Annotated in this window: 17 protein-coding genes; 5 read left to right on the top strand and 12 right to left on the bottom strand. The window is 59.3% G+C overall.

Going from position 1 to position 18,783, the window contains the following annotated elements:
• A complete protein-coding gene (locus ACZZZU_RS20175) occupies positions 1–3,081 on the top strand; it encodes an efflux RND transporter permease subunit (protein WP_463551626.1) in 3,081 nt (1,026 codons plus the stop codon).
• A gap of 56 nt (positions 3,082–3,137) precedes the next feature.
• Here ACZZZU_RS20175 and ACZZZU_RS20180 read toward each other — a convergent pair whose 3' ends face one another.
• From ACZZZU_RS20180 to ACZZZU_RS20190, 3 genes are all read right to left on the bottom strand, one after another.
• Positions 3,138–3,827, bottom strand: coding sequence for a DUF4197 domain-containing protein (locus ACZZZU_RS20180; protein ID WP_463381920.1), 690 nt, complete (start codon positions 3,825–3,827; stop codon positions 3,138–3,140).
• An 82-nt stretch (positions 3,828–3,909) separates the two neighbouring features.
• Complete coding sequence (locus ACZZZU_RS20185) at positions 3,910–4,524, bottom strand: Yip1 family protein (RefSeq protein WP_122492711.1); 615 nt, start codon at positions 4,522–4,524, stop codon at positions 3,910–3,912.
• A gap of 108 nt (positions 4,525–4,632) precedes the next feature.
• A complete protein-coding gene (locus ACZZZU_RS20190) occupies positions 4,633–4,950 on the bottom strand; it encodes a putative quinol monooxygenase (RefSeq protein WP_463551627.1) in 318 nt (105 codons plus the stop codon).
• 161 nt (positions 4,951–5,111) lie between these two features.
• Here ACZZZU_RS20190 and mdaB point away from each other — a divergent pair, with 161 nt between their 5' ends.
• Together mdaB and ACZZZU_RS20200 are read left to right on the top strand one after the other, a co-directional pair.
• Positions 5,112–5,696 (top strand): NADPH:quinone oxidoreductase MdaB, encoded by a 585-nt coding sequence (gene mdaB, locus ACZZZU_RS20195; protein ID WP_463551628.1) that lies wholly within the window; start codon positions 5,112–5,114, stop codon positions 5,694–5,696.
• Positions 5,697–5,808: 112 nt separating this feature from the next.
• Entirely contained in the window at positions 5,809–6,204 is a 396-nt protein-coding gene (locus tag ACZZZU_RS20200; RefSeq protein ID WP_122492709.1) for a hypothetical protein, read from the top strand.
• 157 nt (positions 6,205–6,361) lie between these two features.
• Here ACZZZU_RS20200 and plsB read toward each other — a convergent pair whose 3' ends face one another.
• A complete protein-coding gene (plsB, locus tag ACZZZU_RS20205; RefSeq protein WP_122492708.1) occupies positions 6,362–8,845 on the bottom strand; it encodes a glycerol-3-phosphate 1-O-acyltransferase PlsB in 2,484 nt (827 codons plus the stop codon).
• A gap of 406 nt (positions 8,846–9,251) precedes the next feature.
• On the opposite strand from plsB, the gene ACZZZU_RS20210 reads away from it, so the two are divergent.
• Positions 9,252–9,461, top strand: coding sequence for a cold shock domain-containing protein (locus ACZZZU_RS20210; protein ID WP_108095713.1), 210 nt, complete (start codon positions 9,252–9,254; stop codon positions 9,459–9,461).
• Between the two features lie 255 nt (positions 9,462–9,716).
• On the opposite strand, the gene ACZZZU_RS20215 is transcribed toward ACZZZU_RS20210, so the two are convergent.
• From ACZZZU_RS20215 to ACZZZU_RS20250, 8 genes are all read right to left on the bottom strand, one after another.
• The gene (locus ACZZZU_RS20215; protein WP_122492707.1) at positions 9,717–10,100 is read right to left on the bottom strand and encodes a hypothetical protein; all 384 of its coding nucleotides are present in this window, start codon (positions 10,098–10,100) and stop codon (positions 9,717–9,719) included.
• A gap of 30 nt (positions 10,101–10,130) precedes the next feature.
• Positions 10,131–10,943, bottom strand: a complete 813-nt coding sequence (locus ACZZZU_RS20220; protein ID WP_463551629.1) for a putative RNA methyltransferase — start codon at positions 10,941–10,943, stop codon at positions 10,131–10,133.
• Positions 10,943–12,094: a succinyl-diaminopimelate desuccinylase gene (gene dapE / locus ACZZZU_RS20225; RefSeq protein WP_463551630.1), complete on the bottom strand. Its 1,152-nt coding sequence runs from the start codon at positions 12,092–12,094 to the stop codon at positions 10,943–10,945. Before dapE ends, ACZZZU_RS20220 begins: the two co-directional genes overlap by 1 nt.
• A 195-nt stretch (positions 12,095–12,289) precedes the next feature.
• Positions 12,290–14,623: a hypothetical protein gene (locus tag ACZZZU_RS20230; protein WP_463551631.1), complete on the bottom strand. Its 2,334-nt coding sequence runs from the start codon at positions 14,621–14,623 to the stop codon at positions 12,290–12,292.
• A gap of 164 nt (positions 14,624–14,787) precedes the next feature.
• The gene (locus tag ACZZZU_RS20235; protein ID WP_463551632.1) at positions 14,788–15,186 is read right to left on the bottom strand and encodes an ESPR-type extended signal peptide-containing protein; all 399 of its coding nucleotides are present in this window, start codon (positions 15,184–15,186) and stop codon (positions 14,788–14,790) included.
• Positions 15,187–15,380: 194 nt separating this feature from the next.
• A complete protein-coding gene (locus ACZZZU_RS20240; protein WP_122492703.1) occupies positions 15,381–16,430 on the bottom strand; it encodes an alkene reductase in 1,050 nt (349 codons plus the stop codon).
• Between the two features lie 69 nt (positions 16,431–16,499).
• The gene (locus tag ACZZZU_RS20245) at positions 16,500–17,660 is read right to left on the bottom strand and encodes an MFS transporter (RefSeq protein ID WP_122492702.1); all 1,161 of its coding nucleotides are present in this window, start codon (positions 17,658–17,660) and stop codon (positions 16,500–16,502) included.
• 35 nt (positions 17,661–17,695) lie between these two features.
• Entirely contained in the window at positions 17,696–18,001 is a 306-nt protein-coding gene (locus ACZZZU_RS20250) for an ArsR/SmtB family transcription factor (protein ID WP_122492701.1), read from the bottom strand.
• A gap of 165 nt (positions 18,002–18,166) precedes the next feature.
• On the opposite strand from ACZZZU_RS20250, the gene ACZZZU_RS20255 reads away from it, so the two are divergent.
• Complete coding sequence (locus ACZZZU_RS20255) at positions 18,167–18,742, top strand: acyl carrier protein phosphodiesterase (protein WP_463551633.1); 576 nt, start codon at positions 18,167–18,169, stop codon at positions 18,740–18,742.
• The last annotated feature ends 41 nt before the right edge of the window (positions 18,743–18,783 follow it).

An 18,783-nucleotide genomic window follows, 5' to 3' on the forward strand; every position in this document is an offset into this window, starting at 1 on the left:
ATGAGCTTCAACCTATCCGAATGGGCGCTGCGCAATCGGCAGATCGTGCTGTTCTTGATGTTGCTGTTGGCCCTTGTCGGCGGCCTGTCGTACACCAAACTGGGGCAGAGCGAAGACCCACCCTTCACCTTCAAGGCCATGGTGGTGCGCACCCTGTGGCCGGGCGCCAGCGCCGAGGAAGTGTCGCGGCAGGTGACCGAGCGCATCGAGAAAAAACTGATGGAGACGGGCGAGTTCGAGAAGATCGTTTCGTTCTCGCGTCCGGGTGAGTCGCAGGTCACGTTTATGGCCCGTGATTCCATGAATTCCCGCGACATTCCCGAGCTCTGGTACCAGATTCGCAAGAAGGTCAGCGACATCCGCTACACCTTGCCGCAAGGCATTCAAGGCCCGTTCTTCAACGACGAATTCGGCACCACCTACGGCAACATCTATGCACTGACCGGCGAGGGTTTCGACTACGCCGTGCTCAAGGACTACGCCGACCGCATTCAGCTGCAACTGCAGCGCGTTAAGGACGTCGGCAAGGTCGACCTGCTCGGGCTGCAGGACGAGAAAATCTGGATCGAGCTTTCCAACGTCAAAGCCGCGACCCTCGGTTTGCCCATGGCGGCCGTGCAAAAGGCGCTGGAAGAACAAAACACCGTGGCCTCGTCGGGCTTTTTCGAAACGCCGTCAGACCGTATTCAGTTGCGGGTGACGGGGCGCTTCGAGTCGGTGGATGAAATCAAAGCCTTCCCGATCCGGATCGGCGACCGCACCTTCCGTATTTCCGATGTCGCCGAAGTGCACCGTGGCTTCAGCGATCCGCCCGCGCCGCGCATGCGTTTCATGGCCCAGGACGCCATTGGCTTGACCGTGTCGATGAAGCCCGGTGGCGACATTCTGGTGCTTGGCAGCGCACTGGAAAAAGAATTCGCCCGTATGCAGCAAACGCTGCCGGCCGGTATGCAGCTGAGCAAGGTGTCGGACCAACCCGCGGCGGTGAAAACCGGCGTCGGCGAGTTCGTTCAGGTGCTGGTCGAAGCCCTGGCCATTGTGATGTTGGTGTGCTTCTTCTCCCTGGGTTTGCGCATCGGTCTGGTGGTGGCGCTGGTGATTCCACTGGTGTTGGCCATGACGTTCACGGCCATGTACTACCTGGGCATCGGCCTGCACAAAATTTCCCTTGGCGCGCTGGTGCTGGCGCTGGGGTTGTTGGTGGACGATGCGATCATCGCCGTTGAGATGATGGCGATCAAAATGGAGCAGGGGTACTCGCGCTTTAAAGCCGCGAGTTTCGCCTGGACCAGCACCGCCTTCCCGATGCTGACCGGCACGTTGATTACGGCGGCCGGCTTCCTGCCAATCGCCACCGCGCAATCGGGCACTGGCGAATACACCCGCTCGATCTTCCAGGTGGTGGCCATCGCGCTGCTGGTGTCGTGGATCGCCGCCGTGATTTTCGTGCCCTATATCGGCGAAAAACTGCTGCCCGATCTGGCCAAGCTGCACGCCGCCAAACACGGCGGCAGCGACGCCGGCCACGACCCGTACTCGACGCCGTTCTACCGCCGTGTGCGCGGGGTTGTCGAATGGTGCGTGGGCCATCGCAAAACCGTAATCGTGCTGACCCTGGCGTTATTTGCCGGCTCGATCTTTATGTTCAAGTTCGTGCCCCAGCAGTTCTTCCCGTCTTCGGGGCGACTGGAGCTGATGGTCGATTTGAAACTCAGCGAGGGCGCGTCGTTGAAGGCCACCGAAGAGCAGGTTCGCCATCTGGAAACCCTGCTTAAAGATCACCCCGGCATCGACAACTATGTGGCCTACGTCGGCACCGGTTCGCCGCGTTTCTACCTGCCGCTGGACCAGCAACTGCCGGCCGCCAGCTTCGCGCAATTTGTGGTGCTGAATAAGACCATCGAAGACCGTGAAGCCGTGCGCAAGTGGCTGATCGAAACCCTGGCCAATGAATTCCCGACCCTGCGCACCCGCATCACGCGCCTGGAAAACGGCCCGCCTGTGGGCTATCCGGTGCAGTTCCGGGTCTCGGGTGAGCACATTGATGAAGTGCGCACCCTGGCGCGTGAAGTGGCGGACCGTGTGCGCGAAAACTCACACGTCACCAACGTGCATCTGGACTGGGAAGAACCGAGCAAAGTGGTGTACCTGAGCATTGACCAGGAGCGCGCCCGAGCCTTGGGCGTGAGCAGTGCCAGCCTGTCGACCTTCCTGCAAAGCGCCTTGTCGGGCAACAGCGTCAGCCAGTACCGCGAAGACAATGAGTTGATCGAAATTCTGCTGCGCGGCACCGTGCGTGAGCGCCAACAGTTGGCGTTGCTGCCAAGCCTGTCGGTGCCGACCGACACGGGCCAGAGCGTGGCGCTGTCGCAAATTGCCACGCTCAAATACGGCTTTGAAGAAGGCATTATCTGGCACCGCGATCGTCTGCCGACGGTGACGGTGCGCGCCGATGCGTACGGCAAGGAACAGCCGGCCAGCATCGTCAAACAGATCCTGCCGACCCTCAGCGACGTGCGCGCCAAGCTGCCCGATGGTTACCTGCTCGACGTGGGCGGCACGGTGGAAGATTCCGCCCGAGGCCAGAACTCGGTGAACGCCGGTATCCCGCTGTTTATCGTGGTGGTGTTGGGGTTGCTGATGTTGCAGCTGAAAAGCTTCTCGCGCTCGGCCATGGTGTTTCTCACCGCGCCGTTGGGCCTGATCGGCGTGACCTTGTTCCTGCTGGTGTTCAACCAGCCGTTCGGGTTTGTGGCCATGCTCGGCACCATCGCTTTGTCCGGCATGATCATGCGTAACTCGGTGATTCTGGTGGACCAGATCGAGCAAGACATTAACGCCGGCCATGACCGTTGGCACGCCGTCATCGACGCCACGGTGCGGCGCTTCCGTCCCATCGTGCTCACCGCACTGGCGGCGGTGCTGGCCATGATTCCGCTGTCGCGCAGTACCTTCTTCGGGCCGATGGCGGTGGCGATCATGGGGGGGCTGATTGTGGCGACGGCCCTGACCTTGTTGTTCCTTCCGGCCTTGTATGCCGCGTGGTTCAAGGTGCGACCGGAAGAGAAGGTCGCCGAGTAGAAACAAAAAAGCCCGGCCAATTGGCCGGGCTTTTTTGTGGCTGTCGTGGGCGTGGCTTACAGCGCGCCGAACACTTTCTTGGCCAGGCTGGTTGCCGCTGCCGCCGGGTTTTCGCGGATGGTGGCTTCCTGTTTAGCGATCATTTCAAACAAGCCATCGAGCGCTTTCTCTGTCACGTAGTTTTCGATATTGGCGCTTTTTGCATCCACAGCACCGAGGGTCGCAGCCTGGCTGGCGAAGGCGTTGTACTGCTTAGCCAGGCCAACCTGGTCAGTGGCTTGCTTGACGATGGGCAAGAACTTGGCGCGAATCTGCTCGCGGCTGCTTTTGTTCAAGTATTGGGTGGCGGCGTCATCCTTGCCGGCGAGAATGCCTTTGGCGTCGGCCACAGTCATTTTCTTCACGGCATCTACCAGCAGCGCCTGAGCTTGCGGCACCGCGGCTTCGGCGGCTTTGTTCATGCTGGTTTCGAGTTGGTCGACCTGCGCGCCCATGCCCATCATTTTCATGGCCTTGGCGGCTTTGCCCAGTTTGCCGGGCAACTCGATGCGCACCTCGTCGTTGTTGCTGAAGCCGCCCGGTTTGCCGAGCTCTTTCACGGCAATTTGTGCACCTTGGGTCAGGGCATCTTTAAGGCCGCTGCTGGCGTCGGTTTGCGAGAGGTCGCTAATGGACAACGCGAACGCCTGCGCAGAAAGCGCAATGCCGGCGAGCAAGGTGGCGAAGGTGGCAGTGGAGCGAAGCATGGGCGCATTCCTGTTGTGATGAATGGCCGGAGCTTAGCTGAGCGCACCGCCCAAGCAAACCCGGGCGGTGTGTTGACGATGGTTACTGGCCCATCGGGCCGCGCAGGTATTCCGGCGGCAGGTAGAAGTACCAATACAGAATCGCCGACACCAGCACCGTGGTCAGCGTCAGCACGGAAACGCCCCACACGCTGGAGGCGAACAGGAAGCCTTGCTTCTGGTTATTACGCATAAAAGTGGGCAGGCCAACGTACAGCAGGAACGTTGAATAAGCGCAGGCGGCCAGTAGCACAAACACAGCCAACCAGCGGCTCGGGTAGAGCCCGGCCAAGCCGGCGACAAACAGCGGCGAGGCGGTGTACGCCGCGAAGCCGATGCATTGGTTCAAGGTGGGGCGGGCGTCGAATGTGCGGGACATCCAGCGGATGAAAAAGCCCATTAATGCCGTACCGATCAGCGTGGCGGCATAAATCATGGCGCTCAGGGCTATTGCACTGTCGGCAGTGAGGCGAACGGTCTCGTTCTCCGCCAGGCTCCAGCCGACACGGGTAGTGCCTATAAACAGGGCGAAGGGCGGAATCAGCCCAAGAAAAATCAGATGCGGCCAGTAATTACGGGGTTTCTCTTCCTCTTCCTTGCGGATTTCAGTCCAGACGCGGTCCGGCTGGGTGAAGAGTTTGATCAGGTGCGTACTCATCATTCGGGTCCTCGCGCAGATCGGAGCGACGTATCGATGGATGTCGCCCGGTTACAGGTTTAGACGCGACCTGCGCTGAGGGTTTCAAGAGTTTTTGCCGCTTCGGGCTCAACGGTTGGCAGACGATGGGCTGAGCATGACCACGGGGCGAATGTCGAAATCGCGGGTGAGGTAGTCCATGCGCGTCTCAGCGAAACGCTGCATATGCGGCAGCGCCGAGTGCACGTCGAGGTGCGCTTTGCTTTGCCAGATCTCATAAAAGATGAACAGCGTCGGGTCCTGGGCGTCGCGCAGCATGTGGTACTCGATGCAGCCCGGCTCCGCGCGGCTGGGCTCGACATAAGCGCTGAACAGCGCCTCGAAGGCGTTGGACATTTCGGGTTTGGTGTAGGCGTGCAGAATAAAACCGTAGGGTTGGTCGCTCATGTGAGTCGCTCCGAGGTGGTGTGGATTGCTGCAGTTTAAATGGGGAGTCGATCACTGATTCATGCTTCTTAAGCAAATATCATTTGCGCCCCCTGCGGTTTTTCTCCTCGCGTGAGGCCGGTAGTCTGCCGGCCATCGACTCACTCACCGAGGTTTTCCCCGTGAAAAATATCCTTCTGCTTAATGGCGGCAAACAGTTCGCCCACTCTGATGGCCGCTACAACCAGACCCTGCACGACGCCGCGCTGAGCTTTCTCGATCGCTCCGGTTTTGACGTTCGCGAAACCTTCATCGACGGCGGCTACGACGTGGCCGAGGAAGTGCAAAAGTTTCTCTGGGCCGACGTGATCATTTATCAGATGCCGGGCTGGTGGATGGGCGCGCCTTGGACCGTGAAAAAGTACATCGACGAAGTGTTCACCGAAGGTCACGGCAGCCTGTACGCCAACGACGGCCGCACCCGCTCCGATGCTTCGCAGAAATACGGCAGCGGCGGCTTGCTGCACGGTAAGCAGTACATGATTTCTGCAACCTGGAACGCGCCCCAGCAAGCCTTCGATGACCCCACCGATTTCTTCGAAGGCAAAGGCGTGGACGCGGTGTACTTCCCGTTTCACAAAGCCAATCAATTCCTCGGTATGACCGGCTTGCCGACCTTTCTCAGCGTGGATGTGATGAAGCGTCCGAACGTAGAAGGTGATATCGCTCGTTACGAGCAGCACTTGGCGAGCGTGTTCAAGGCCTGACCGCGCAGCACGTAAGTGCCAGGAGACGGGAGGGCTGGCATTACAAGTGGCAGGTTGGCACTATGCGCGCCCGCCAACGTTCCAGGCGGCGACTATAAGGACATTCCGCGCAATGAAGTTCTCCCGTATTGCCGGCGCGTTGGCGCTGGCCGCTCTGGTGAGTGGCTGCTCCACCGCCGCCTATTTCAAGCTGCCTGAGCACAGCAAAGTCGAAATCTACAAACGCGACACCCAGTACAGCCAAGGGTTGATCAAAACCCGTCCGTTCGCCTGGAGTGCAGCGGGTGGCATTCCCTACAAAATCACCGACGACAACGGCGCCGTGTTGCAAGAAGGCAAACTGCGTGCGCGTTTCCGCGTGGGTTCGATTTTCTGGCCACCGTTCGCGATCATTTATTGGCCAATGAAATTCGGCCAGACCTGCTACGACCTGACCGGCGCATCGCCGCTGACCTGTACACATCAGGACATGATCGACCTGCGCCGCAATCAGCGTTTGCCGCGTTGATCGCCAAGCGTGGTGTTGGCAGGAATCGCGGCTAAAGCCGCTCCCCCAAACACCGCGATTTCTGTAGGAGCGGCTTCAGCCGCGATCCCTGTAAAAGGTGATCTACAGGCAAAAAAAGGGAGCGCTCAGCGCTCCCTTTTTCACATCTGCCAAACCCTTACAACCCGTCCACCAAATCTTCGCTGCGATCCATCGCCACCTGGCGAATGGACAGCCGAATCTCTGCCGGCAACACGCGTTTGGCGGCGCCTTCAGCCAGCTCGTTAAGCAGCGGATGGTGGCTGAGCTTGCCGGCCTGGTCCTGACGCAGCACGCCTTGGTCGAGCAGCGTCTGGATGAAGTGGCGGAACAGGCTCTTATCGAAAAACTCCGGCGCATTCAGGCCGTGGAGAATCGACAAGCGCTGCGCCATCACCGTACACAGGTCTTCCAGCTCTTCCGCGCTGATGGTGTTCTGCCCGGCATTTAGCAGCAGGGCCGTGGCCATGTAGAAGCGCTGCAAGGTTTGCGCGATGGCGCGCGACAGCAGCGTCAGCAACACGAAATTGCGCGAGCTCGGCGCCGGGCGCACGTAGGCATCGTTCTCGAACTTCAGCAGCCCTTGCTCCACAAACGCTGCCAGCCATTGATCCACCACCGGCTCCAGTTCATCCACGCTCCAGCGGATAAACAGCTCCGACTGCAAGTACGGATACAGCGCGCGGGTGTAGCGCAGAATCTGCTCGCGGCTCATGCGCGCACTGCTTTGGAAGAAGCTGGCGAGCAACGCCGGCAGGGCGAAAATGTGCAGCACGTTGTTGCGGTAGTAGGTCATCAGGATGGCGTTCTGCTCATCCAGATACAGAATCTTGCCCAGCGAATCTTTCTGCTCGGCGAGCAGCTTCATGCCTTGCACGTACTGAATCAGCGCCTGGCCGTCGCCCTCGGGAAGCGTGGTGTGCGGCGAATACGGCACGGCGCGCAGCAGCGTCAGGTACAGGTCGAGCACGCGGGTGAGGGCGCGGTCGTCGAGGGCCAACTTGCTGGTGGACAACAGCGCCAGCGCCACCAGGTTCACCGGGTTCACCGCCGCCGCCTCGTTGAGGTGCTGCGCCACGCGCTCGGACAACCGATGGGTGCTGTCGCTCAGCCACTCGGGGCGGTACTGTGGCCCCAGTTCCTGCTCGCGCCAGCCCGGTTGATCGGCATCGAGGAATTCGGCCAGCTTGATTGGCTCGCCGAAGTTCACCCACACACTGCCAAAACGCTGCTTAAGCGCGCCGATGACTTTGAAAATATCGAAGATCGACTCTTTCTTCTTACTTGCCCCGCGCAGCTCGCCCAAATACGTGCGGCCTTCGAGCACGCGCTCATAACCGATGTACACCGGCACGAATACCACCGGCAGGCGGTTGGAGCGCAAGAAGCTGCGCAAGGTGATCGCCAGCATGCCGGTTTTCGGTTGCAGCATGCGCCCGGTGCGGGAGCGGCCGCCTTCAACGAAGTACTCAACCGGGAAACCCTTGCTGAATAAGGTGTGCAGGTATTCGTTGAACACCGCCGTGTACAGCGGATTGCCTTTGAAGGTGCGGCGCATAAAGAAGGCGCCGCCACGGCGGAGCAGGCCGCCAATGACCGGCATGTTCAGGTTGATGCCGGCGGCGATGTGCGGCGGTGTCAGGCCGTTGCGGAACAGCAGGTAAGAGAGCAGCAAGTAGTCGATATGGCTGCGGTGGCACGGCACGTAAATCACCTCGTGCCCCTGCGCTACGTCTTGCACGCCCTCGATGTGGTTGACCTTGATGCCGTCGTAAATCTTGTTCCAGAACCAGCTCAGCACCAGCTCCAGGAAACGGATGGCGGTGTAGGTGTAGTCCGAGGCGATTTCGTTGCCGTAGCGCAGTGCCAGGGCTTCAGCTTTAGCCGGCGAGATTTTTTCGCGCTCGACTTCCTCGGCAATGGCTTGGCGCACCAACGGGCCGTGCACCAGACCTTTCACCAAATTGCGTCGGTGCGACACGTCCGGCCCAATGACGGCCGCGCGCTGGTTGCGAAAGTGCACCCGCAACAGGCGCTGCACCATGCGCAGGGTGCGCTCGTGGCCTTTGTCTTGCGCCACGATTTCGCGCAGGTGAATAGGCGCCGAAAACTGCACGCGGGTTTTGCGCCCCAGAATCAAAATGCTCACCAGGCGGCGAAGGCGCCCGGTCACGGCCCAGCTGTCGGCAAACAGCAGCTTCCACGGGCTGGTTTCGCGGTCGGGCGACTGGCCCCAAAACACGCTCACCGGCACGATTTGCGCGTCTTCCACGGCATGCTGATTCAGCGCGCCGACCAGGCGTACCAAGGTCGGCGAGGTGCCAGGCTTGCTCGGCGTGCCCAACCAACCCGGCTCGGGGTTGAGATAGAAGAATGCAGCCGGCTCAATCAGATCGCCAACGGCCACCGGCACCACGGGGCGCGGCAGGCCGGCCTTGGTGCACTCTCTGTCGAGCACCGCCAAGTCACTCAGCGACGGCTGTTGCAGCACATAGAGCACCGGCTTGCTGCGGTCGAGCTTGAGGGTAAAGGCGGACTGGTTGATGGTTTCCGAGCGCACCCAGAGATACAGGAGGCGGCGCAAGGTACCGAAGACAAGACGGCGAAACGGGGAGCGGGTCATACGGAGTCTGCGAAATCGAGCCTCGGCTCGGGGACGCTAGTTTGCCGTATGAAGGGGCCGGCGGCAAAAGGCATCTGGCAGGCGAGCCACCGTCGTTTGAGGGCGCCACAGAGGCGGGGTTACGCCGCTTGCCGCAAGCGGGGGCTAAGCCCTTCGAACGCGCACCGAAATGTTACCGATGCCCACAGACGAGGCCGAGCTGAACCTCTTTTTCGTACGCGCGTACCTGACCCAAAAAGCTTCTGGAGCGCTCTATCACGGGGTGTGTGGCGCTTTGGCGGAAATTGCTTGGCAGGCTTTGTGCTTACGCAATCAGCCGGCGCCGCTTCGCTTGAGGCGTGCCGCCGCTGATCCGTCGACTCCTCCTTGAGAGGACATAAAAAAATGCGAGTTGGAGAAAGTAGTAATGGCTGAACGCGAGACAGGAACCGTTAAGTGGTTCAATGATTCCAAAGGCTATGGCTTCATTCAGCGTGAAAGTGGCGCCGATGTGTTTGTTCACTACCGCGCGATTCGCGGCGAAGGCCACCGGTCCCTGAATGAAGGCGATCGCGTTGAGTTTGCAGTGATAGACGGTCAAAAAGGCCCACAAGCTGAGGATGTTGTTCGCGGGTAAGCGATCGGCTGCGCGTCGGCGCTCCGGCGTTAAAAACGGCTTTTGAATGCTCATGGGCTACAGCCCACTGCGCTTCAAAAGCCGTTTTTGCCTTGGATCGCTCTAGCTCGCTCGATCTAGCGGGGCTGCGAAGGGCTGAAGGTAAGAGCATTGCGGCTAAACGGAATGCCTGCCAGCCGCTGCCACAAGTTCTGCACCATCTGTAGGAGCGGCTTTAGCCGCGATCCCTGCAAACGACAGTCGTGGGAATCTGCTTCAACTCGTATGCCAGGTAATCTCTTCTTCCCCATCCGCGCTGATGCGAATCCAGCGATCAGCCTGTTCTTCGGCCTCTTCCTCACTCCAGCCACCCGGTGCGCAGCGCACTTCTACATTCAACGCGGCAAAGGCGGCGCGGGCGCAGGCGAGGTCGTCGTCCCACGGGGTGATATCGCTTTCCAGAAACAGGCTGTTCCACTTGCCCACGGCTTTGGGCAGCCAGGTCACGGGGATCAGCCCTTCGCTGGTGGTGATGCTGCATTTGTAGGTCTGCCCTTGCTGACGCCACGCTGAACACGGGCCCAGCGCCTTGCTCAGCCAGTCGGTGATGGCGTTGTGGTCGGCGTCTTTTACGTAGATTTCGATGTCGGGTTGGCGCATGGAGATTCTCTCTAATTCAGGATTCGCCGCTCAGGCTTGGCGATCTAACTCAAACCAATCGTAGCGCATGGAAACGGTCACCTTCAGCGCGGCGGCGATTACCGCTTCGCGCCGCTCGGCACTGGCGCGCCAGCCGTGCGGCGTCATGGCCAGCAGGTCGGCGCGGGCTTGTTCGCTGTCCACGCTCAAGGTGAATTGCAGCGTTTCGCTGTGGGCGTGGCGCATGCCCTCGGGTACCAAGGCCAGGTGTTTGTCGTCGCTGTAGTCGCGCACCTGGTCGTAGAGCTTTTCGCGCAACTCCATCAGGTGCTCGTTGGTTGGGCCGATGCGCAGCAAGCCGCCGCCGGGGCTGAGCACGCGTTTGGCTTCTTGCCAGTCCAGCGGGCTGAATACGCTGATCAGCGCCTCACAACTGGCATCGCTCAAGGGAATACGCGCCATGCTCGCCACCAGCCACGTCAACTGCGGGCTGCGTTTGCACGCGCGCTTCACCGCCTCGCGGGAAATATCCAGCGCATAACCATCGGCAGCCGGCACGGCATCTGCCACCTGCGCGGTGTAATAGCCTTCGCCGCAGCCGATATCCAGCCAGTGCTCCGGCGCGCGTTCGGCCACAAGCTCAGCCAGACGCTTGACCACCGGCGCGTAATGCCCACCTTCGAGAAAGCGCCGACGTGCTTCGACCATGGCCTGGTTGTCGCCAGGTTCGCGGCTGTTTTTGTGCTGCACCGGCAGCAAGTTTAGATAACCCTGGCGTGCGCGGTCGAAGCGGTGGTTGGCCGGGCAGGCGACACCGTTATCGACCGCGTGCAGCGGCGCGCTGCAAATGGGGCAGGCGAGCATCAGGCGAGCAGGTTGACGAGGGTTTGGTAGTAGATCTCGGTGAGGGTGTCGAGATCGCTGGCCAGAACCCGTTCGTTGATCTGGTGAATGGTGGCGTTGACCGGGCCGAGCTCCACGACTTGTGTGCCAAGGGTGGCGATAAAGCGCCCATCGGACGTGCCACCGCTGGTGGACGGCTTGGTGTCGCGGCCGGTAACCGACTTGATCGCCGCCGCCACGCCATCGAGCAAGTCGCCCGGTTCGGTAAGGAATGGCAAGCCCGACAGCGACCACTCCACATGCCAGTCCAGGCCGTGTTTGTCGAGAATCACCGCCACGCGCTGCTGCAATCCCTCAACCGTGGATTCGGTGGAGAAACGGAAATTGAACACCGCCTCCAACTCGCCGGGAATGACGTTGGTGGCGCCGGTGCCGGCGTTGAGGTTGGAAATCTGGAAGCTGGTCGGCGGGAAGAATGTATTGCCGTCGTCCCAATGCTCGGCGGCCAATTCGCTTAGGGCCGGCGCGGCCAGGTGAATCGGGTTTTTCGCCAAGTGCGGATAGGCCACATGGCCTTGCACGCCGCGCACGGTGAGCTTGGCGCCGAGCGAGCCGCGGCGGCCGTTCTTGACCACATCGCCTACCAGGGTGGTGCTCGACGGTTCGCCAACAATGCACCAGTCCAGCCGCTCGTTTCGTGCCGCCAAACGCTCGACAACGGCTTTGGTGCCGTGGTGCGCCGGGCCTTCTTCGTCGCTGGTAATCAGAAAGGCGATGCGCCCTTTGTGGTTAGGGTGGTCCGCCACAAAGCGCTCCACGGCGATGATCATCGACGCCAGACTGCCTTTCATATCCGCCGCGCCACGGCCGCAGAGCATGCCGTCTCCATCAACCTTGGCATCGAACGGCGCGTGCTGCCACGCCTGCAGTGGGCCAGTCGGCACTACGTCGGTGTGGCCAGCGAAACACAGCACCGGACCTTCGCCGCCGTGGGTCGCCCAGAAGTTATCTACGTCTTCGATGCGCATCGGTTCGATGGCGAAACCCAGCGCCCGCAGCCGCTCGATCATCACCGCCTGGCAATCGGCATCCACCGGGGTAACCGAAGGACGGCGGATCAGATCGCAAGCCAATTGCAACGTGGGCGAAAGGGGGGACGAAACGACGGTCATGAAGCAGCTCCAACGGCGGCGTACGAATTGGGGGGGGGCATTCTAGCAATATCGAAGCGGGGTGCCTCGGGCAAAAGCGTCGTCACCAGGCAGCCCAAGGTTAAGACCAAAGGCTGCACTTGTGTGGGAGGCGACGTTAGTTTCCCTCTTATGCCGTTCGCCGCCGCTGGTCGGGAGTGGGGTTGGCTCGCTCGTTTATAAGTGGGTGTCTGCTCCACTGTCGAGCGAACCTTCCTTTACCTTGAAGCTGTTTTCATCCCTGCCCAACATCTTTCCCAGTTGGCTTAAAACAACGTCGGTCGAAAGAGTCGGTTTGGCCGGGTCAAGCAGAAGATAAACCTTGGTTGGAATATCGGAACGGAAGTTTGGCGCGATACCAGATTCGTAATGTAGGCCCTTCGAGTCGCCTGCAAAAGTAATGCTACTTGAGGGATGCGCGGCCTGTATTTGGGTTACTTCAGCTGCCGCCTTATCCCCTACAAGATTCACGATTACATGGCTTCTATTTTTCCGCTCCTGATAAAACCCCTGTGCGTTGTTCAGCTGGTCATGTTCAGGTACGAACTTGAAAGGATGAGCGATTGACGCGCCTGCATGGCTGGCTTTGGGTTGAGTGAGCGATGGGAAGTATTCCTTGCCGGATTGAAGGTCTGTGAACATTGGCATGATCTGATGGACTCGATCTTCGGGTACGTTTAGAAGCTCTTGTAAAGCAGGATTCAGGGTGCCTTGATTGGAAACGGAGGTTTTTAGATGATCCAGTCCGAACAGCCCAAGTGTGCCGGCGGCAATCTCATTTCCGTCGGGCTTTATCCGGTTGGCCATGTCCAAGTTTCGCAGGTGAAAAGAATCGCCATCGTACAAGGCTGTACTTTTATCATTGATGTGTTCAACGAGCGTCCTGCCTCCGTCGACGAAGGCTATTTGAGTTCCTGAGCTAAGCGCATGAGTAGCTAGGGTGTTGTACTCGTCAGAGCCTACTGCGGCGGTTGCTTCGCTGAATAAATACTGCGCCTGATGGAAAGTTTCCGATGCAGTATCGCTAGGCTGAAAATTGGCAAGGTAGTTTTCCAGGGAGGCCCATCCAGAACTGTTTAGCTTGTCGGCGAAGGGCTTTATTTTTTCTTGCCAATGTAGAACGGCCTCGATGTGTTCTGAAGACTCTCCCAGCGCTGGAAGGAGGGGGGCGAGCGCCTCAAAGGAAGGTATATTTTTCTCCATCATATAGTTGCTGATGTTGGCGGCCTTTTCATCATGCAGTAATTCGCTCAGCGGCGGAGCCTCAAGTAGCAGTCGCTTAACTTTTTTTTCTGAAATAAGCTCCTTGGTCAAGAGTGGCGCTTCGGGCATCATATGGTATTCGCCCAACAGCACGGGCCCGGAAGTTAGTTGCTCGGTAATTACCAGTTTTACTTGATCAAGGTACTCTTTAGAGTTTTGGCTGATCATTCGCTCCGCTCTGGCCTGCGCTATAAAGTCGGGCGCCTGCGAGGGCGAGGAAAGGATGGCAAGTGGTGGACCGAGGGCCGCCGCAGCGTCTTCGTCAGCGGCCATGGAGTTAGTGAGTTCGGTATCAGCCGTGACGTTTTGCTCAGGACTTTTTTCTCCCGCGTGTACTGGCGTTTGCGGGCTATCGAGGTAGATTTTTCTGATTGAAAAATCAGCCAGATCTGCATCTAGCATGAAGGACGTATACATAAGTAGACGGTCTAATATCGCACTGTCGCGGCTCTCTTTACCAAATAAATACACTTTGGTAGGAAGGTCCATGTTGATCCTTTGTCCTGAGACGTATTGGACGCCTTGCGTGTCGGAGGGCTTGAAGATGATGCTGGACGACGGACGTTGCTCTGCGATCCGCTTGATGTGTTCGTCCGCTATACCGCCGGATCCGTCGATGATGATATGGCTTTTGTTTGTTCGTGCCTCGAATTGCTGGTCCGCTGTCTGTTTGTAAGGGAAAAATTTCGACATTTCGGCTGTTTGATTTTTTAGTGTGCCTAAATCCTGCCATGGGAAGAACCGTTGTCCCGATGTGAAGTCATGAAACATTGCGGCGCTTTCATACACTCGATTTTGCTCAAGATTCAATGTTTGCTGTATGGCCGGTTTTAATGTGCCATCGCTGCCTACATAAGTTCGCAAATGGTCGTAGCCAAATAAGCCTAGAACTCGAGGTTCTTTATATTTCGCCTCCTCGCTAAGTTTGTCTGTCATGTAAATGTTTCGGTCAGTTAGTTCTTTGATCTCGTCCAAGCCGAAGGTGTCGTCGTTTCGGGCACCGTCGATGAAGTCAAGATGAAGTCCGGCTTTCATTGCGTCCGATACGATGAAATACATTTCACTGTCCGTTGCTTCGTGCAGGTCCTTCAGGACTTTTCGCTGTGCCTCCTTGTGAAATTCGGTGTTCCTCAGGGCGTCGTCGAAGTTGCTAAAATAGTCATCAAGGGAGTTATAGCCAACTTCATTTAAAGCGCGTTTGGTTTTATCTGATTGAGCGAAAGAAGACAGCATTTCCAGTGGGGGCATTTCAATTACTATGCGATCTACTTTATTTTCTGAAATTAACTGGTGTATCAGGAGCCTAGAGTTTGGCTCGTCGTGGTTTTCGCCAATTAAAACCGGACCGTCCTTAAGCTTTTCTGATACTTTGCTGTGCAGCGCATCGAGATAACTGGCTGTTTCATGCGTAATTATTCCGTCTCGCTCGGAGTTCCAGATGACGCTCTCTGCCGGTCTGACAGCAAGTTCAGTTTTGGCGGTCTTTTGTTCCGCAGTCTGTTTAAGTTGACTTGCGGGTTGCAGATCGTCTTGGCGATCTCGATCACGGGCACGCCATTGACGGCGCTGGATACCGTGGCGCCGCTGCTGCGATCCAGCAGAATTTCTGCGGTGGCCCAGCTCGGAACAGCGGCCACCCACATAGAAAGTGCAAGATGCTTAATCGAAAAAGCCGGCGGTTTAGGTGCAACTGCACTAGCAGCAGGCCCCTGCCGCTGCCCAGGTTTGCGTTGGGCAGTAGCGATTTCGGCGACGGGAATAAAAAAGCCCAGAGGCTTGCTGAAAATAAGACGAAAGCAGTGTTTGTTCATGGCCGGGTCCGTAAAACTTGAGTTTCCAAAACACTAAAGGAGGCTCAAAGGTGCAGTTGCAGGACGGTTCCGGCTGAGGCCGCAGAGCGCAACGGCAACGTTATGATCTTTCTGTGCGCACACTAGGACGAATCGGCGAATGTAAAAAAGGCGACCCGAAGGTCGCCTTTTTTACAGGTCACTAAGCGCGGACATTACAGACGCGGATAGTCGATGTAACCCACCGGGCCGCTGCCGTAGAAGGTTTCCGGGTGCGGTTCGTTCAGCGGTGCATCTTTTTCCAAACGCGCTGGCAGATCCGGGTTGGCGATGAAGGGAATACCAAACGCCACCGCGTCGGCGCCGCCGCTGGCGAGCAGGGCGTTGGCGCTTTCTTTGGTGAAGCGTTCGTTGGCGATAAACACGCCGCCGAAAGCTGCTTTCAGTTCGGCGCTAATGCTGTCTTCGCCTTGTTTTTCACGGGTGCAGATAAACGCGATGCCGCGTTTGCCCAGCTCGCTCGCCACGTAGGTAAAGGTAGCGGAGCGGTTGGAGTCGCCCATGTCGTGGCTGTCGGCGCGGGGTGCCAGGTGCATGCCGACGCGGCCCGGTTCCCATACCGACAATACGGCGTCGGTCACTTCGAGCATCAGACGGGCACGGTTTTCCAGGGAGCCGCCGTATTGGTCGGTGCGCTGGTTGGTGCTGTCTTGCAGGAATTGGTCGAGCAGGTAGCCGTTGGCGCCGTGGATTTCCACGCCGTCAAAACCGGCGGCTTTGGCGTTCTCGGCGCCGTTGCGGTAGGCCTCGACGATGTCGGCGATTTCTTCGGTGGCCAGGGCGCGCGGGGTGACGAAGTCTTTCAGCGGACGCACCAAGCTGACGTGGCCTTTAGGGGCGATGGCGCTCGGTGCTACCGGCAGTTCGCCGTCCAGGTAGCTGGGGTCGGATACACGGCCCACGTGCCACAGTTGCAGGAAAATCTTGCCGCCGTTGGCGTGCACGGCTTTGGTGATGTTGCTCCAGCCACGCACTTGCGCGTCGGACCAAATGCCGGGGGTGTTGGGGTAGCCCACGCCCATCGGCGTAACCGAAGTGGCTTCGCTGAGAATCAGGCCAGCGGAGGAGCGCTGGGCGTAGTACTCGGCCATCATCGCGTTGGGCACGCGGCCTTCATCGGCGCGGCAGCGGGTCAGCGGGGCCATGACGATGCGGTTTTTCAGTTGCAGGTCGCCAATGGTAATCGGGTCAAAAAGAGTCGCCATGAATACAGTCTCCAGTGGGTCGTAAGTAATGAGTCAGTAAGGGGTAGGGCTTGGTTCGAACAACCGGGCTCAGTCGAGCACCGGCTGCAATTCATTACGGGCATTGTTGGTAAGTTGTGTGGCGATCAGGGCGACGACCGCCAGCGCCGCGGCGGCCAGGGGCACGTCGGTCAGCCCCATGCCGCGGCTGATGACCACGCCGCCCACCCAGGCGCCCAGTGCGTTGCCCAGGTTGAAGGCGCCGATGTTCAGGGTGCTGATCAGGTTCGGCGCGTCTTTGCCAAAGGCCATGACGTTGATTTGCAGCGCGGGCACAGCGGCGAACGCCGCCATGGCCCAGAGGAACAAGGTGATCTCGGCGGGAATCAGCGCTCCAGCGGTAAAGCTGAACAGGCTGGCCAACACCGCCAGGCTGATGAATACGCCAGTCAGCGTTGTGCCCAGACGCCAGTCGGCCAGCTTGCCGCCGACGATGTTGCCGATGGTCAGGCCGAGGCCGATGAGCAGCAGGGTCCAGGTCACGCCGGTGGGCGAAACGCCGGTCACTTCGCCCAGCATCGGCGCGATATAGGTGAACAGGGCGAATACCGAGGCGGAGAAAAATACGGTGGTGCTCAACGCCAGCCACACCCCGGCGCCGCGCATGGCACGCAGTTCGCTGCGCAGGTCGGCTTTTTCCTGATCGTGCTGGTGGGGCAGGGCGCGCCACAGGCCGATAAGAGCAACTATGCCAATGACGGTGACGGCCCAGAAGGTCGAACGCCAGCCAGCGGCTTGGCCAAGGGCAGTGCCCAGCGGCACGCCGAGCACGTTGGCGAGGGTCAGACCGGTGAACATCAAAGCCACCGCCGAGGCGCGGCGGTTAGCCGGCACCAGGCTGGCGGCTACCACCGAACCGATACCAAAGAAGGCGCCGTGGCAGAGGGCGGTGATGATGCGGGCGATCATCAGCATCTGGTAGTCGGCGGCGAGGGCACAGAACAGGTTGCCGGCGATAAAGATGCCCATCAGCGCCAGCAAGGCAGCTTTGCGTGGCCAACTGGCGGTGACCATGGCCATGAACGGCGCGCCGATGGCCACGCCCAGGGCGTAACCGGTGACGAGCCAGCCAGCGCCGGGAATCGACACACCGAGGTCGGCGGCCACGTCGGGCAACAGCCCCATGATCACGAACTCGGTGGTGCCGATGGCGAAGGCGGATAACGCCAGAACAATAAGTGCGAGGGGCATGTCGGGTGCTCCGGAAAAGGCGAGGGCGGCTGTGCTTACAGCGCGTCGTGCAAATGGCTGATGAAGGCCTGGATCACTTCTTCATTACGTTTGAAGAAGTTCCACTGGCCGACTTTCTGCCGAGTGACCAAGCGGGCGCGTTCCAGACCGGCGAGATGGCCAGACACGGTGGATTGCGAAAGGCCGGTTTTGACATCGAACTTGCCGGCGCACACACCGATCTCGAACGGGTGGTGTTCTTGCTCAACGAAGTGCGTGTGCGGGTCTTTGAGCCACACCAGCATCTGGCGACGCACCGGATGGGCGAGGGCTTTGAAGATTTCGTCGAGGTCGATTGGCATGGTCGTAACCGTCCGTTCGCTAAAAGGTGCCGGGTGTGTATCGGCGTGGGGCGAACTTTATATCGGTGTTTGCCGATATACAGATTGATCGTGGCGATAGTAGTCATCAGCCCGAGTGATCGGCGCGACTGGGATTGACCCCCGTTCTGCCTCTACACTCGCCTTATGAATTACCTCGCACACTTGCACTTAGGCGGCGACAAGCCGGAACAACTGCTCGGCAGCCTGTACGGCGACTTCGTAAAAGGCCCGCTAGCCGGCCGCTTTCCCGCGCCCATAGAGCGGGCGATTGCCGTGCACCGGCGAATCGACGCCTTCACCGACAGCCACCCATTGGTGCTGCAAGCCAAAGCCCGCTTCCCGCAAGCGCGGCGGCGAACGGCGGGTATTTTGATTGACGTTTTTTTTGATCATTGCCTGGCGCGCCATTGGCAGCGTTACGCCGATGAGCCGCTGGCTCAGTTCACCGCCCGTGTTTACCAAGTGCTCAGCAACGAGCCGGCTTTGCCCGAGCGCTTGGCCTATGTGGCGCCACGCATGGCGGCGCAGGATTGGCTGGGCAGTTATGAAGCGTTCGAGGTGTTGCAGCAGGTGGTGCTCGGCATGAGCCGACGTTTGTCACGGCCGCAGATGTTGGACGGGGCGATGGAAGAATTGCGCGGCTTGTATGAGCCGCTGACCGAGGATTTTCACGCGTTTTATCCCGAATTGCAGGCGTTTGCGCGGGGGCAGATCGCGTAGGGGGCCAGGCTTCACGTTTGCAGGAATCGCGGCTGAAGCCG

It is taken from the genome of Pseudomonas sp. AC136, assembly GCF_979258585.1.